General features: G+C 52.6%; 13 protein-coding genes. 11 read left to right on the top strand and 2 right to left on the bottom strand.

Features of this window, described 5'->3' with window-relative positions; translation table 11 throughout:
* Positions 1–59 precede the first annotated feature (59 nt).
* The 10 genes from ABJG22_RS09345 to ABJG22_RS09390 are packed head-to-tail and all read left to right on the top strand — an operon-like array spanning position 60 to position 12,675.
* Positions 60–704 (top strand): XrtA/PEP-CTERM system exopolysaccharide export protein, encoded by a 645-nt coding sequence (locus ABJG22_RS09345; protein ID WP_348020341.1) that lies wholly within the window; start codon positions 60–62, stop codon positions 702–704.
* 38 nt (positions 705–742) lie between these two features.
* Positions 743–2,278, top strand: a complete 1,536-nt coding sequence (locus ABJG22_RS09350) for an XrtA system polysaccharide chain length determinant (protein WP_348019961.1) — start codon at positions 743–745, stop codon at positions 2,276–2,278.
* 4 nt (positions 2,279–2,282) lie between these two features.
* A complete protein-coding gene (locus tag ABJG22_RS09355; protein WP_348019962.1) occupies positions 2,283–3,212 on the top strand; it encodes an AAA family ATPase in 930 nt (309 codons plus the stop codon).
* A gap of 3 nt (positions 3,213–3,215) precedes the next feature.
* On the top strand, positions 3,216–4,838 hold the full coding sequence (locus ABJG22_RS09360; protein WP_348019963.1) for a hypothetical protein: 1,623 nt from the start codon (positions 3,216–3,218) through the stop codon (positions 4,836–4,838).
* A 32-nt stretch (positions 4,839–4,870) separates the two neighbouring features.
* Positions 4,871–6,049 carry an XrtA/PEP-CTERM system-associated ATPase gene (locus tag ABJG22_RS09365; protein WP_348019964.1) on the top strand — a complete coding sequence of 393 codons (1,179 nt, stop codon included), beginning with the start codon at positions 4,871–4,873 and terminating at the stop codon, positions 6,047–6,049.
* On the top strand, positions 6,030–6,926 hold the full coding sequence (locus ABJG22_RS09370; RefSeq protein ID WP_348019965.1) for an XrtA system polysaccharide deacetylase: 897 nt from the start codon (positions 6,030–6,032) through the stop codon (positions 6,924–6,926). The genes ABJG22_RS09365 and ABJG22_RS09370 overlap by 20 nt, the downstream gene beginning before the upstream one ends.
* Entirely contained in the window at positions 6,923–7,996 is a 1,074-nt protein-coding gene (locus ABJG22_RS09375) for a FemAB family XrtA/PEP-CTERM system-associated protein (RefSeq protein ID WP_348019966.1), read from the top strand. Before ABJG22_RS09370 ends, ABJG22_RS09375 begins: the two co-directional genes overlap by 4 nt.
* The gene (locus ABJG22_RS09380; RefSeq protein ID WP_348019967.1) at positions 7,996–9,219 is read left to right on the top strand and encodes a TIGR03087 family PEP-CTERM/XrtA system glycosyltransferase; all 1,224 of its coding nucleotides are present in this window, start codon (positions 7,996–7,998) and stop codon (positions 9,217–9,219) included. The genes ABJG22_RS09375 and ABJG22_RS09380 overlap by 1 nt, the downstream gene beginning before the upstream one ends.
* Positions 9,219–10,769 (top strand): exosortase A, encoded by a 1,551-nt coding sequence (xrtA, locus tag ABJG22_RS09385; protein ID WP_348019968.1) that lies wholly within the window; start codon positions 9,219–9,221, stop codon positions 10,767–10,769. Before ABJG22_RS09380 ends, xrtA begins: the two co-directional genes overlap by 1 nt.
* Before the next feature lie 10 nt (positions 10,770–10,779).
* Complete coding sequence (locus tag ABJG22_RS09390; protein ID WP_348019969.1) at positions 10,780–12,675, top strand: XrtA/PEP-CTERM system amidotransferase; 1,896 nt, start codon at positions 10,780–10,782, stop codon at positions 12,673–12,675.
* Here ABJG22_RS09390 and truA read toward each other — a convergent pair.
* Entirely contained in the window at positions 12,661–13,419 is a 759-nt protein-coding gene (truA, locus tag ABJG22_RS09395) for a tRNA pseudouridine(38-40) synthase TruA (protein WP_348019970.1), read from the bottom strand. The two genes, ABJG22_RS09390 and truA, sit on opposite strands and share 15 nt — an antisense overlap.
* Positions 13,416–14,321, bottom strand: coding sequence for a methionyl-tRNA formyltransferase (gene fmt / locus ABJG22_RS09400; protein ID WP_348019971.1), 906 nt, complete (start codon positions 14,319–14,321; stop codon positions 13,416–13,418). The genes truA and fmt overlap by 4 nt, the downstream gene beginning before the upstream one ends.
* Before the next feature lie 65 nt (positions 14,322–14,386).
* Between fmt and recR the strand changes: the two genes are divergently transcribed.
* Entirely contained in the window at positions 14,387–14,989 is a 603-nt protein-coding gene (gene recR / locus ABJG22_RS09405; RefSeq protein ID WP_348019972.1) for a recombination mediator RecR, read from the top strand.
* Positions 14,990–15,182 lie beyond the last annotated feature (193 nt).

A 15,182-nucleotide genomic window follows, 5' to 3' on the forward strand; every position in this document is an offset into this window, starting at 1 on the left:
CCGCAGGAGATCGGGCGTTTTGCAGAGGTTTTATACGAGGTGAGAAAATGCGTTCTTCTATAAAAAACAAGCGCTTAACGCGGTTGATGCTCGGTGCCGGAATGGCGTCGCTCACAGTCGCTGGCTGCGCCGGTAACGGCGGTGCTCCGCAGCTGCCGCCTGCTTCTTTTGTTGCCATGCAAGAAGGGCCAGGAGAAGAATATGTGATTGGTCCATTGGATGAGCTGACAATTTTTGTGTGGCGCAATCCTGAACTGGGCGCCAGAGTTCAAGTCCGGCCTGATGGGCGGATCACCACTCCGTTGATCACCGATATGCCTGCAGTCGGCAAAACGCCGGCAATGTTGGCGCAAGATTTGAAGCTACAGCTGTCGGAATATATCAATGAACCATTGGTATCCGTCATTGTGAACAATTTCTCCGGAACCTTTTCACAGCAAATTCGGGTGGTTGGTGCGACAGAAAAGCCCGCATCTCTTCCTTATCGGGCTAATATGACCTTGCTGGATGCGATGATTGCAGTCGGTGGCTTGTCTGAATTTGCTTCCGGTAACAGCGCCCGTTTGATCCGTTTTGATCGCGGCACTGGCAAGCAGCAGGAATTTGCACTGCGGATCGCCGATTTGCTCAAAAAGGGCAAAGCCGAAGCAAATGTCATGCTGCGTCCTGGTGATGTGATCATCATTCCGGAAAGCATGTTTTGATCAATATTGTTCCATTTGATTAGGAATTAGAAAGACCAATGAACGGCCTTTATGATGAATTTAGAATAGCATTGCACAGCGTCTGGAATCGACGCTGGTTAGCGCTGGCCGTCGCCTGGGGGCTTTGCCTCTTGGGATGGCTCGTTGTTGCGTTGATACCCAATAGCTATGAATCGCAGGCCCGTATCTCGGTTGAGGTACAGTCGATATTGTCTGACAAAATTGGTGTGGATGCCCGTGAACGCAAGAAAAATATGGAGCGCGTTCAAGGAACGCTAGCTTCGACCGTCAATCTTGAAAAAGTGGTCCGTGGAACGGCCCTTAACCAGTCGGTCGTTACCGATCGGGAACTGGCGAGCAAGGTCGAGATGTTGCGTCAGAGCATTGAAATAAAATCGGAAGAAGACAATCTGTTCGAAATTATTGCGCGCTCTTCGGCAAGCAATTTTTCTGACGCACAAAATGCTGTTCTCGCTCGCGATATTGTTCAGAAGCTGATCGACATATTTGTTGAAGAAAATCTGTCCGGCGGGCGTGCGGAGACCAGTCAGACGATTAAATTCCTCGATGCTCAGCTCGCGGAAAGAGAAAAAGAGCTTCAGGAAGCGGAGCAAAAACGCGTTCAATTTGAGACAGAAAACCTAGGCTTGTTGCCAGGTGTTGGCTCGATCAGCCAGCGCATGGAATCCGCTCGCTCTGAACTGGCTCAGATTGAATCGCAACTTGGTCAGGCGTCGGGCTCGCTCGCTGCTCTAAATGGCCAACTTGCGGGGACACCGGCATCCATCCCTATGCCGGGTGTCGCTGGCGCCGGTGGTGCTCGCGCGCAATTGGCTCAGGTAGAAGCCCAAATGGCTTCTGCGCGGGCGCGGGGTTGGACCGACGGGCACCCTGATATTGTTGCAATGAAGAAAGAAATTGCAGCCCTTAAACCGCAAGCGGCTCGACAGCCAGCGGGCGGTGGTACCTATAACACGCCTAACCCGGCATATAGTTCGATCCAGAGCATGCGCGCCGAACGTCAGGCAACTGTTGCTGCACTACAGGCGCGGAAAAATACGCTGCAAGCGGATTTGGCCCAGTTGGCATCAAAACAGACATTGGAACCGGGGATTGCGGCGGAAATGGCGCGGATTAATCGCGACTATGAAGTATTGAAAGGTCAGTATGACAAACTGCTAACCGATCGCGAACAGGTCAAGTTGCGCGGTCAGGTCGAAACCGAAACAGACTCCGTAAAATTCCGGGTTATCGATCCGCCGTCCAGTCCACGATCTCCGGCGGCACCAAATCGCCCGTTATTGTTGGCTATGGTGCTAATTGCGGGTCTTGGGGCAGGCGTGGGGACGGCTTTTGCAATGGGCCATGTGCAAACGAGCTACCCGACTGCCGCCCGTTTAGAGAAAGCCAGCGGCCTTCCGGTTGTCGGTTCTGTTTCGCAAATTATCACCAACGCACAACAGGTGGCGCGCAAAAAGAATATGCGGATGTTCTATGGCACAACTGCAGCACTCATTGGAGTTTTTGCGATGCTGATGATTGTTGAATTTATCCAACGCGGCATGGTGGCCTGAGGCAATGATGGTAAAAAAATATAACCCTCCCAAGAAAACTAGTTCGCTGCTCGAAAGGGCCGGCGAGATCTATGACTATATTCCAGCGGTTCGGACGATTGAAAACGGCGCCAAGCCTTCTGATGCTGAGCCTGGTCAAGAGACGGCTCGAGACATAACTCCGGTTGCGCCGTCGCCGATGCCGATGCAGGTTTACGATGGTCCACGGGTGATTGTAGATCGCGACAAACTGCGGGAAGCCGGTTTCATCGTCCCCGACGGCCCTGTGACCGGTATTTCGGAAGAATTCCGGATCATTAAGCGCCAGTTACTTTTGGCCGCGAAGGGCAATCAAAGAACCAATCCGGTTCCGAACGGCGAACGGATTTTGATTTGCTCCGCCCATCCGAACGAAGGCAAGACATTTTGCGCGCTGAACCTGGCTCTTTCCATCGCGGCAGAGAAGGACAACGAGGTATTGCTGGTTGATGCGGATTTCGCAAAGCCAAGCATTCTGTCCAGCCTCGGCTTGGAAGGCAATAAGGGCTTGATGGACGCGCTCGCCGATCCGGAATTGTTGGTCGAAGATTGCATTATTCATACTGATATTCCCGGCTTGGCGATCTTGCCAGCCGGTGATCAGACCAATGCTGATACAGAATATTTGGCGTCATCGCGGACCGAGAAGGTCCTCAACCGACTGACGCAAAACAACCCCCATCGTATCGTCATTTTTGATTCCCCTCCGGCGTTGGCAGCATCGCCGGCATCTGTTCTGGCGACCCATGTCGGGCAGGTGGTAATGGTGGTGAAAGCAGATGAAACGACCGAAACTGCGCTGCGCGATGCACTGAGTTTGTTGGTCGGTTGTGAACATATCCAATTGCTTCTCAACGGCACGAAATTTTCGCCGACGGGAAGGCATTTTGGATCCTATTATGGATATGGAGAGTAGGCCATGACCAAGCTTTCACCCACAAAAGCCCTGCAATATGGGGCCGCGGTTTTACCATTATTGGGCCTAATCGCGTCGCCGGTTAATGCGCAGCAACGCAAAGCCGAAATAACGCCATATATCGAGGTCCAGCAAGTGTTGATCGCTGACATCAAGGGTGGCAGCGATGTGTTGACCTACACGTCGGTTGCAGCTGGTTTAGACAGTTCGATTGAAACACGCCGCGCGGCCGCTCAGGTTAATGTGCGCTATGAACGTCGCTTCTTCTATCAGGACAATCTGAGTGACGATGATATTGTCACGGGTCTCGCGCGGGGACGCTTGCAGCTGGTGCCTAATTTACTGTCCCTCGAAGCTGGCGGTATCGCTACCCGTAGTCGACTCGATTTACGGGGTGCAGCGCCATCAAATACCGTGGGAAATATCGACAATGTGACGCAAGTCTATTCAGTCTACGCAGGTCCGAGCTTGGCAACTCGTGTCGGGGATTTTGATGTTAAAGCCAATTACCGGGCGGGTTACACCAAGGTCGATAACGGAAATGTAGGAATATTGCCGCCAGGACAGATTCCGGTGGATGTGTTCGGCGATAGTGTAAGCCACTCTGCCAATGCTAGCGTTGGTATGAAACCAGGCGAATTGCCCGTTGGTTGGTCAGTGGGAGCGGGCTGGGAACGTGAGGATGCGAGCCAGCTTGATCAACGCTATGAAAATAAATTTGTACGGGCGGATGTTACGGTACCGATCACGTCAAGCGTGGCGTTGGTTGGCGGTGTTGGTTACGAAGATATCGAGATATCCGAGCGTGATGCTGTCCGGGATGCCAATGGCAATCCGGTGGTGGACAATGACGGTCGAATCGTAACCGATGAAACGTCGCCCCGATTGTTATCCTATGACCAAGACGGAATTTTCTGGGATACCGGCGTGTTATGGCGTCCAAGCCGCCGTACTTCACTCGAAGCGCGGGTTGGTCAGCGCTATGGTAGCGAAACCTATTTTGGCAGCTTTGGATATCAACCCACTGAAAATACAGGTGTGAACGTTCTAGTCTACGACACGGTCTCGGGTTTTGGCAATTTCCTGAATGATAATTTAGCCAATTTGGGAGCCAATTTTTCCAGTTCGCGGAATCCGCTGAGCGGGGAATTAAATGGCTGTGCCTTCGGTCAGGCGAGCAGTCTCTGCCTAAACGATGTGCTGCAGTCCGCTGCATCGTCTCCCTTCCGCGCGCGAGGGGTCAATGGGCAATATACCCATAATTACAACGGATGGCGAACTGGCCTTGCTGTCGGTTATGCCCGCCGTCGGTTCTTTGCTTCGCAATCGGGCGCGGTTCCTGCAGTTGACGGTTTAGTGGATGAAAATTACTATACCAATCTATCTATTGGACGTAATATTGATCGCTATTCTAACTTTGACGTAAATATTTACGCAAATTTACTGGATAGCGGCTTTGCCGGTGCTTCAAATGTTCTAGGACTTGGGGCCAATGCAGCTTATTACCGTCAAATTATACCTAGACTGCGTGGTACAGCGGCCGTTGGACTGGACAGTTTCCAGCAAGAAGGTTTCGACAGTCAGCTTACGGCATCTGCTCTGCTGGGCCTCAGATATGACTTTTAGCATCAACGCTGTTGGTGATCGGAGATACAGATATGTATGATACATTCTATGGATTAAACGGTCGGCCGTTTCAGCTGACCCCGGATCCGCATTATTATTTCGAAAGTCTGACACACCGCAAGGCGCTGTCCTACCTTGGCTACGGTCTAGCGCAAGGTGAGGGGTTCATCGTTATTACGGGCGATGTGGGCGCGGGCAAGACCACTTTGGTCAGCCACCTTATGCAGACGATCGATAAAGCGCGTTTGACGGCGGCTAATATCGTGACCACCAAGTTGGATAGCCAAGATATTGTTCGCGTTGCGGCCAATCATTTCGATATCAATACCGAAAATATGGACACGGCTCAGCTGCTAAGCGCATTTGAAGAATTTCTTCACTCTGAAGCCCGTGCCGGTCGACGGTGTTTGCTGATCGTGGATGAATCGCAAAACCTTCCGGCGGGCGCATTGGAAGAATTGCGGATGCTATCCAACTTTCAACTCGGCGGACAGGCCTTGCTCCAGATATTCCTGCTCGGTCAGCCCGAGTTCCGCGATATGTTGCAAAATTCCAACCAGCTTGAGCAATTGCGCCAGCGGGTTATCGCCAACCATCATCTTGAACCGATGGATGCAGAAGAAGTCGAACCATATATCACCCACCGTCTAGCGAAAGCCGGCTGGTCTGGACGCCCTAAGATCACTTCGGATGTGTTCCGTTTGCTCTATGCGGAGACAGATGGTGTTCCCCGTAAAATTAACACGCTAATGAGCCGGATATTGTTGATGGGTTCGATCGAACATACGGAAATGATCGATCAAGCTTTGGTCGGGCGCGTGCTCGGAGACCTCAAAGGAGAGGCTGTCGAAATTGACGAGCCGTCGGTAGAGGAAATCGAAACGCCACCGCCCGTTGCAATGCCGGTGAAGGCGCATGATAATGATGCCGATATATTGCCAGAAAAATCTGTTGCGGAAATAGAGCCGGTTCAAGAACCAGCAGAAGTACAGTCTGTTGCCAAATCTGTAGAGGCCATCGTGCCTGCTCCTGTTGTCGACGAAGCCATGGTCGAGCAGATCCAAGCGATCTCAAAACGCCTGTCTTTGCTGGAAACGCGCATGGGCGAGCAGGAAGAGAACCTTCAGCGTGTCTTGACGATGCTGGTCGAATGGGTTGAAAGAGATGCCCTGAGCAAGGAAAGCTATATTAATGCAGGACGCGCGGCCTGATCCTATCGCCACGGCAGGAAAAGCGGATGCTTTATTCAATGCCATGTCTGTGGATATCGAGGACTGGTTTCAAGTGGGAGCTTTTGAAACCGTCATCGACCGCACCGATTGGGATAAGCTGGAGCATCGGGTAGAGCGCAACATCGAGGCGGTGTTGGCTTTGTTCGATGAAATGAATGTCAAAGCGACATTTTTTATCCTCGGTTGGGTTGCAGAGCGCTATCCGGCCCTAATGCAGCAGATCGCTAACGCGGGCCATGAAATCGCCAATCACAGCTATGATCATGCGCGGGTGTTCACCTTGTCGCCCGATCAGTTTCGCGCCGATTTGGACACCAGCCGAAAAATCCTGGAAGATACTTCTGGTCAGAAAGTTTTAGGATATCGGGCGCCGAGTTTCTCGATTGATCAGCGGACGCCGTGGGCGCATGAGATATTGGCAGAACAGGGCTATGCTTATTCTTCCAGTGTCGCTCCGATCAATCATGATCATTATGGCTGGGCTGGGTCTCCGCGTTTCGCTTGGAAACCTGTTGAGCAGTCCGAACTTATTGAGCTGCCGGTTACGACTGTGAAATTGGGTGGTCGGACATTGGCTGCGGGCGGCGGCGGTTTTTTCCGCTTGCTACCATATGCACTATACGAGCGTTCCATCGAGAAAATGCATCGTGACGACGGCCACGGAGCCATATTCTATTTTCACCCTTGGGAGATTGATCCTGATCAACCACGTGTGAACAACGCACCGGTTCGATCGAAATTGCGGCACTATACGAATTTGAAACGGATGCGGGCGAAGCTTTTGCGCGCAGGACGGGATTTCAAATGGGGTCGGGTGGATGAACTTGCGGCGTTAGAATTGGGTTTGCTGGGATGAGCGCCGCGTTGAAAGCTAGCGGTCTGTCCGTTCGCGTTCTTGCGCGCGCAGAAGCAGATGAATTGGCGCGGATCGAAGCATTTATTGCGGAATCGCCAGAGGGCACGGCTTTCCATCGTCCGGCTTGGGTTCTATCGGTCAGCAAGGCCTGTGGTCACGAATGGCGTTATCTTCTCGCCGAAGACGCTGATGGGGCATTGCAGGGCATCCTGCCGCTCAATTTACTTCATTCCGCACTATTCGGTCGGGCGTTGGTTTCGTCGGGCTTTGCGGTTAGCGGAGGCATTGTCGCAAATAGCGATCAGGTGGTCCAATTGCTTGCGGACGAAGCCTGGCGGTTTGCCGAGCGGCATAGTTTCCCAACCGTAGAGTTGCGCGGTGGCCCAGTGCCTGAAAGCCATTGGCAACAAAACCAAGACGTTTACGCAGGCTTCACGAACCAGCTCGCAGATGATGAAGAAAATCAGCTTCTCGCCATTCCCCGTAAACAGAGAGCGGAAGTGCGAAAGGGGCTGAAAAACAATCTGAACATCCGTATCGGGACGGATCAGCAAGATCGAGCAGATCATTATGCGGTTTATGCTGAAAGTGTACGCAATTTGGGCACACCGGTTTTCCCGAAAGCGCTTTTTGATGAAGTGCTGGATGGTTTCGGCGAAGATGCCGATATCTTGACCGTTCTGGAGGATGGTGTGCCAGTGGCTAGTGTTTTGAGCCTATATCATCAACAAACCGTGCTGCCATATTGGGGCGGCGGGACATGGAATGCCCGTCGGCTTCGGGCCAATGATGTTCTCTATTATAGTTTGATGAATCACGCGCGCGAACGGGGATGCGAACGATTTGATTTTGGCCGTTCAAAGCTCGGTACAGGCGCTTATGCGTTTAAGAAAAACTGGGGTTTTGAACCGGAACCTCTGACCTATGCGACACGCACGGCGGATGGCGAGCAAGCCCGTGATGTTAATCCGATGAGTCCGAAATATCGTTTGCAAGTAGCATTGTGGCAGAGGTTGCCTCTGTCGGTTGCTAACCGGATTGGACCATGGATCGCCAAGGGGCTTGGTTGATGGGTGAAATATTGTTTTTGGCGCATCGTGTGCCGTGGCCACCCAATCGCGGTGACAAAATTCGTTCCTATCACTTCATGCAAAAGCTAATGGATAGCGCGCCGGTACATGTCGCCTGTTTCGCCGATGATGAGGCTGAACGACAAATGGATTGGGCGCGCAAATCTGAGCTGGCATCTTGTGAAATCATTATCCGACAAAAACCTAAATGGATTGGCGGTATCGAAGCGTTAGCTACTGGAAAACCAGTGTCGTTGACCTGTTTCGACAGTGCCGAAATTCACGCCCATGTTGCCCATGTTATCGCAACGCGGCCGATCGATTGTATCTTCGTATTTTCCGGGCAAATGGCGCAATTTATCCCTGCGAGTTTCGATGGCCGCGTTGTGATGGATTTCGGCGATGTCGATAGTGCGAAATTTGAAAGCTATGGCGATGACGGTTCAGGACCAATGGCTTGGATAAACCGCCGGGAAGGCCGCTTGCTGCGCGCTTTCGAGAAACACATCGCCGAACGGGCTGACTTTAGCCTGTTCGTGAGTGACGCAGAGGCTCGTCTGTTTTGCTTGCGCTCGGGACTATCTGATGAACGGGTGAAGGCGGTTGGCAACGGCATTGATGCAAGCTTCTATACTTCTCTTGATGTGAAACCGGCGAGCCTTGGAAGCTGTAACTCTCTGATCCTCTTCACCGGACAAATGGACTATCAGCCGAATGTTCAAGCGGTGGAGAGCTTTAGCCAAGAGGTTATGCCGGAGATTCTCTCGCGCTTTCCCGACGCACGTTTTGCGATAGTCGGGCGGTCACGCACGGAAAGAGTCAAACAACTCGACCGAAAAAATGGCACGGTTGTCGTGGGCGCAGTTGATGATATCCGGAGTTGGATTGTTGCAGCCGATGTCGTTGTCGCGCCTTTGCGGATTGCCAGAGGTATTCAAAACAAGGTGCTTGAAGCAATGGCTATGGCAAAGCCGGTGGTTGCATCGACATGTGCGGCAGAAGGCATAGCGGCAGTCAACGGCGAGCATTTCTTGATAGCGCAATCTATTGGCGACGAAGCCGATATGGTGTGTCAGTTGCTTGGCGATGGCGAACGCGCCAAGCGGCTCGGCGAGCAAGCAAAACAACTGATTGACGGTCATTATTCTTGGGAAATGCAGCTTGCAGATTTGCCCAGCCTTTGCGGTTTCTCTGAACCTGCCGTAGCCGGGGCGGCCGGTTGATGAACATAGCGATGGACCATCCCGGAGATAGCGAAACGGTGGCAGCGCGTTCAGCGCTTTGGTTGAAGCATTTGAAACTGCTGGCCATCGCGACATTGGCTATTTTGGGAATTTTGTGGCGCGACGGCGCGGATATGGTCGAGATATGGTGGACATCATCCACCTTCAATCATTGCCTCCTGATCCTTCCGATCCTCTATTGGCTGGTGCAACAGCGGCAGGAAGAATTGGCGAAACTTGCCCCCGAAATTTGGTTTCCGGGGTTGATTTTGGTTGGACTGGCCGCCTTTGGCTGGTTGCTAGGGGAAGCGGCAGGCGTTGCCTTTGCAAGACAACTTGGGTTGTTGATGATGTTGCAGGGCGCAGTTGTGACGTTGCTTGGTCCGATCGTTGCTCGCGGGTTGATATTCCCATTGGCGTTCAGCTTCTTCTTGGTGCCATTTGGCGAGGAACTTATACCATTTTTGCAAATGGTTACCGCCAACTTGGCGATGCATTTTTTGGGTTGGGTCAATATCCCCGCCTATATAGATGGCGTTTTTATATCGACGCCAACTGGATATTTTGAAGTCGCCAAGGCCTGCTCGGGGATTAAATTCCTCATCGCCGTGATCGCCTATTGTGCGCTGGTCAGCAATCTCTGTTTCTCGAGCTGGAACCGCCGGATGATTTTCATGACGGCTGCGGTAATAGTTCCGATTGTTGCCAATGGAATTCGTGCATTCGGTACGATTTACATCGCCCATCATACGTCTACCGATTTTGCGGTAGGGTTTGATCATATCTTCTACGGATGGTTCTTTTTTGCTTTTGTTCTCATGTTACTGATGGCGATTGGCTGGCCCTTTTTTGACCGCAAGATTGAAGACCCGATGATCGATGGTGATGCACTGAGCCGGATAGAAATTCTGCGAACAAGTCCGCAAAAACCTGTTGTGGCTATGGGAGCGCTTGCCGTTATCATTCTAGCACCTATGCTTTGGGTTTCCGCTCTTGCCGTTCAGCAATCACCGGTTCCGGATCAGGTGTCCTTACCGAAAGTGACCGGTTGGGAGAGCGTAGACTATCAACCCCTCTTTGATTGGGAGCCACGGTTTGACGGCGCAGTGCATCATCTTTTTGGCCGTTATCGCAATCAGCTGACGGGTGCAGAGATAGATTTGTCGGTCGCTATATTTGACCGTCAGGAAGACGGTCGAGAGATTGTGGGGCACGGGCAGGGCGCGTTGGTCGCGGATACGCAATGGTCATGGAACCGGAATATAGACGCGCCCGAGGGGGCTTTCGGTATGGAGTTGGTGGCTCCCGGGCCGGTAATACGGGATGTTCTCACTTTTTACCGGATCGGTGACAAGCTAACCGGCCGTAGATCGGTGGTGAAGTTGGAGACGCTAAAGAATAAAATTCTCGGCGGTCCGCAGCAAGCGGTCGCCATATTAATTTCATCAGAGGCAGGACATGATGATTCACGGCTCGGTCCGATCATTGCATTTCTTGATGACCTAGGGCCGGTCGACAAATTGGCTGACGAGATGGCGGGGCTGCGCTAGGGCACACCATATGTGCGGAATTACAGGCATTTTTCATTTAGAGACGGCCAAGCCGGTTGATCCTGATCGTCTACGGAAGATGACGGACAGTTTGACGCATCGCGGGCCGGACGGCTCCGGTATCTGGACCGCGCCAGGCGTAGGGCTTGGGCATCGCAGACTTTCCATCATCGATCTCGAAGGTGGTGCGCAGCCAATGCTGACGCCCGACGAAGCGCAGGTCCTGAGCTTCAATGGCGAAATATATAATTTTCGGGAAGTGCGGGCAGAACTGGAAGGCCTTGGGCATCAGTTTCAGACAAACAGCGACAGCGAGGTCATTCTCTATGCCTGGCGTCAATGGGGTGTGGATTGCCTAGAAAGGCTGAACGGGATGTTCGCTATCGCTATCTACGACCAGCGCACCCGGCAATTGTTTCTCGCCCGCGATCGACTGGGCGTGAAACCGCTATATTATGCACCGGTATCGAACGGCAGTATATTATTTGGTTCGGAGCTAAAGGCTCTGCTTGCCAATCCATTGCTACGCCGGGATCCCAATATAACGGCCGTCGATGACTATTTTGCCTTTGGCTATATACCGGATCAAACGTCCTTGCTGAAGGGCGTGAAGAAGCTCGCGGCCGGACATTATCTGTTGCTGGAACGGGGCAAGCCGGAACCAGCATCCGTACAATATTGGGATATGGACTTCAGTAAGCGGCATAAGGCATCGGCCAAGGTTCTTGAGGAAGAGCTGGTTGAGCTTTTGAAACAGGCCGTGGGGTCGCGGATGATTGCAGATGTGCCGCTGGGCGCATTTCTATCTGGTGGCGTTGATAGCAGCGCAGTGGTCGCTCTGATAGCCGAGAAAAGCCGCAGGGCCGTCAAGACATGTTCGATTGGTTTTGATCAACAGTCGCTAGATGAGACCAGTTTTGCGCGCCGTGTGGCGGAACGTTTCCAGACGGATCATCGTGAACGCATAGTGGCTTCGGATGATTTTGGCCTGATCGATACGCTCGCGGATCATTTCGACGAACCCTTTGCTGATGCCTCGGCCTTGCCGACTTATCGTGTGAGTGAGCTAGCACGGGAGACCGTTACCGTGGCACTTTCCGGAGATGGAGCGGACGAGGCTATGGCTGGCTATCGTCGTCATGTGTTTCATCATGCCGAAGAACGGGTAAGGGGTCTGTTACCACAAGCCTTCCGTGGACCGGTATTGGGTTGGCTGGGCTCCGTCTATCCCAAGGCGGATTGGGCACCACGTCCGTTCCGTGCCAAATCCACTCTACTATCGCTGGCGAGAACAGGACCAGAAGGTTATGCCGAAGCCGTTGGCGTGACAACGCCATCGGGCCGCCGACAAATCTATTCGGATAATATGCAACAAGATTTAGGCGATTATTACGCCGAGCAGCGCATGATAGATTTGATGGAAAATGCGCCGGCGCAAAATGGCCTCGACCAGGCGCAATATGCGGACATGAAAATGTGGTTGCCCGGCGATATTTTGACCAAGGTCGACCGGACAAGCATGGCTGTCGGGTTGGAAGCGCGGGAACCTTTGCTCGACTATCGCTTAATGGATTTTGCGGCAAAGCTGTCTGCTAATTTGCGGGTGCAAAAAGGGCAGGGCAAATATCTCCTCAAGAAATCGATGGAGCAGTATCTTCCGAGCGATATTTTATACCGACCCAAAATGGGTTTTGTGACGCCCATAGCACAATGGTTTCGCGGACCGCTGGCGGACAAAGCACGAGACATCACAAGCGGAGGAACATTGGTGCGGACCGGCTGGTTTGATAAAAAGTCGCTGCGCAAAGTGGCTGATGATCATATCGCTGGTCGCTCGGACAACAGCCGTTTGCTGTGGCAACTGTTAATGCTCGACAAGAGCTTGCAGCGGCTATTCGGTCTCTGATTCTTTGGAATAAAGGGCCTCAACGAAATAGAGGCCATCAGGAGGGGCATTAAAGCCGAGCGCATTTCGGTCCTTCGCAGCTAGAGCGTTTGCGAGATCCGCCTTGCTCCATTTCCCGCTACCAACAAGCTTCAGGCATCCAACGATTGAGCGGACCTGGTGATGGAGGAAGGAGCGAGCGGAAACCTCTACTTCAATTTCCTCACCAAATCGGGTGACCGATATGCTGTCGAGTGTCTTGATCGGACTTTGTGCCTGACAATGGACTGAACGGAATGTAGTGAAATCATGCTGACCGATCAGCACCTGCGCGGCATTGTGCATGGCCTCTACATCCAGATTGGGCGCAACCTGCCAGCTTAGACCGCGATCAAAGGTCAATGGCGCACGGCGATTGGTGATTTTGAACAGATAACGGCGACCGATGCAGGCAAAGCGGGCGTGCCATTCGTCATCGACAATGTCACAGGCAAGCACAGCTATCGGGTTCGGCCGCAGTCCTGCGTTAATACCTTCTCGCAATCGGAAAGCGCTCAGCTTGGTTTCCAGGTCAAAATGGGCCCGCATCGCTAGAGCATGCACGCCTGCATCGGTTCTGCCCGCCGCAAAGATGCGCACGGTCTGACCGGTGATTTTGTGGATGGCCTGTTCTAACGCTTGTTGAACGCTGGGGCCGTGATCCTGATGCTGCCAGCCCATGAACGGGCGACCATCATATTCTATGGTGAGTGCAAAACGAGTCATTGTAAGATGGTTCCTGCGGGAATTTTTGTGCCGTTGAGGAACGATTTTAGGGCCATCGCGGGTTTGCCCGCTTTTTGAATCAATTCTGGCTGGATAGAGCCTGTTTCGCAGCCGATGAGGAGGCGGTCGTCTAGAATAGTGCTCGACGGTCCCTGAGTATCACTAACTACTACCTTGAGGATGCGATATCGATTGTCCTGATATTCGAAAAAGGCGCCGGGATTTGGATTGTAAGCCCGGATCTGGCGTTCGACCTGTTCGGCTGATCCGTTGAAATCCAATCGGGCTTCTTGTTTGTCGACCTTTTTTGCATAGGTTGCCAGCGCATCATCCTGCGGTTCTGGCGGATGCTTTGCTGGGGCCGTGAGATATTGGATCATCAAATCAGCACCTGTGCCGGCCAATTCCTCTGTTAGTTCGCCCGCGGTTTTATGATCAATGGATGTTGTTGCCTTGAGCAACATCGGCCCGGTATCCAGTCCGGCTTCCATCTGCATGATCGTGATTCCGGTCTCTGTATCGCCAGCCAATATGGCACGTTGCACCGGTGCCGCGCCGCGCCAGCGGGGTAGCAGTGATCCGTGAATATTGAGACAACCCATTTGGGGGGCGTCCAAAATGGCCTGTGGCAAGATCAGGCCATAGGCTGCGACGATCGCGGCATCCAGATCAAGCGCGGCAAAGGCTGTCTGTTCGTCTTCGTCTTTCAATGAGACCGGCGTCCGCACGAGCAGCTCAAGATTCTCGGCGAGTTGCTGAACAGGCGAGGGCGATAGTTTCTTGCCCCGGCCCGCACGTCTGGGCGGCTGCGAATAGACCGCAACAATTTCATGCCCTGCATCATACAGCGCGCGCAGCGCCGGAACGGCAAAATCCGGAGTTCCCATGAAGGCTAAACGCATAATTTCTCGCTTGTATGTGGCTAAGCTCTTGGCAGGCGACGGATTTAGTCCCTAAAGGTCAATGCATGGCATCGCAAGAGATCGAAAACCTGGTTCAAGTCCTCGCCAAGCTTCCCGGCCTTGGCCCGCGTTCAGCACGGCGCGCGGTATTATATCTGCTGAAGCGCCCCGAAACGGCGATGAAACCAATATTGGCGGCCATGGAAAGAGTGGATCAACAGCTTGTTACCTGCGGAATTTGCGGGAATGTCGATACGCAGGACCCTTGCCAGATATGCACTGATCCCAGACGAGATGAAAAATCTCTTTGCGTGGTCGAGGAAGTGTCCGACCTATGGGCGCTTGATAAATCCCGTTTGTTTCCTGGGAAATTTCATGTGCTGGGTGGACGATTGTCGGCACTCGACGGTGTGCGTCCCGAAGACATTGGCATCGACAAGCTGATCAAACGCTTGGAGCAGGGCGGTATTGACGAAGTCGTACTGGCCATGAACGCGACTTTGGAAGGGCAGACGACGGCTCACTATATCGCAGAGCGGCTTGAAAATTATCCGATTCGTCTGAGCCAACTATCCCACGGTATTCCTGTTGGTGGCGAACTGGACTATCTTGATGAAGGAACGCTGGCGCAGGCACTGCGTTCCCGTCGACCGATTGTTCAAGAATGATTGCCGAACGAATCTTGTCTGGGAAATGCAATCTCGGTTAGCAATTGAAGATAAAAATTTGTGGCTTGATGGTAACAGCTGCTGTCCCGTGCGATCAATGATGGCCGTTTGATATCTTCGGAATCCACCAATTCAGCGAGTTTTGAGAAATAATTAAACGGTCAGTTAAAGTCTCTTGACGTAGCGACTGTGT

Origin of the sequence: Parasphingorhabdus sp. (assembly GCF_039939955.1) — a bacterium.
Taxonomy (GTDB): Bacteria; Pseudomonadota; Alphaproteobacteria; order Sphingomonadales; family Sphingomonadaceae; genus Parasphingorhabdus.

Coding starts and splice junctions, on each gene's coding strand:
- ABJG22_RS09365 (WP_348019964.1), top strand. CDS start 4,871: ATGTATGATACATTCTATGGATTAAACGGTCGGCCGTTTCAGCTGACC.
- xrtA (WP_348019968.1), top strand. CDS start 9,219: ATGAACATAGCGATGGACCATCCCGGAGATAGCGAAACGGTGGCAGCG.
- ABJG22_RS09360 (WP_348019963.1), top strand. CDS start 3,216: ATGACCAAGCTTTCACCCACAAAAGCCCTGCAATATGGGGCCGCGGTT.
- ABJG22_RS09355 (WP_348019962.1), top strand. CDS start 2,283: ATGATGGTAAAAAAATATAACCCTCCCAAGAAAACTAGTTCGCTGCTC.
- ABJG22_RS09370 (WP_348019965.1), top strand. CDS start 6,030: ATGCAGGACGCGCGGCCTGATCCTATCGCCACGGCAGGAAAAGCGGAT.
- truA (WP_348019970.1), bottom strand. CDS start 13,419: ATGACTCGTTTTGCACTCACCATAGAATATGATGGTCGCCCGTTCATG.
- ABJG22_RS09350 (WP_348019961.1), top strand. CDS start 743: ATGAACGGCCTTTATGATGAATTTAGAATAGCATTGCACAGCGTCTGG.
- ABJG22_RS09380 (WP_348019967.1), top strand. CDS start 7,996: ATGGGTGAAATATTGTTTTTGGCGCATCGTGTGCCGTGGCCACCCAAT.
- ABJG22_RS09375 (WP_348019966.1), top strand. CDS start 6,923: ATGAGCGCCGCGTTGAAAGCTAGCGGTCTGTCCGTTCGCGTTCTTGCG.
- fmt (WP_348019971.1), bottom strand. CDS start 14,321: ATGCGTTTAGCCTTCATGGGAACTCCGGATTTTGCCGTTCCGGCGCTG.
- recR (WP_348019972.1), top strand. CDS start 14,387: ATGGCATCGCAAGAGATCGAAAACCTGGTTCAAGTCCTCGCCAAGCTT.
- ABJG22_RS09390 (WP_348019969.1), top strand. CDS start 10,780: ATGTGCGGAATTACAGGCATTTTTCATTTAGAGACGGCCAAGCCGGTT.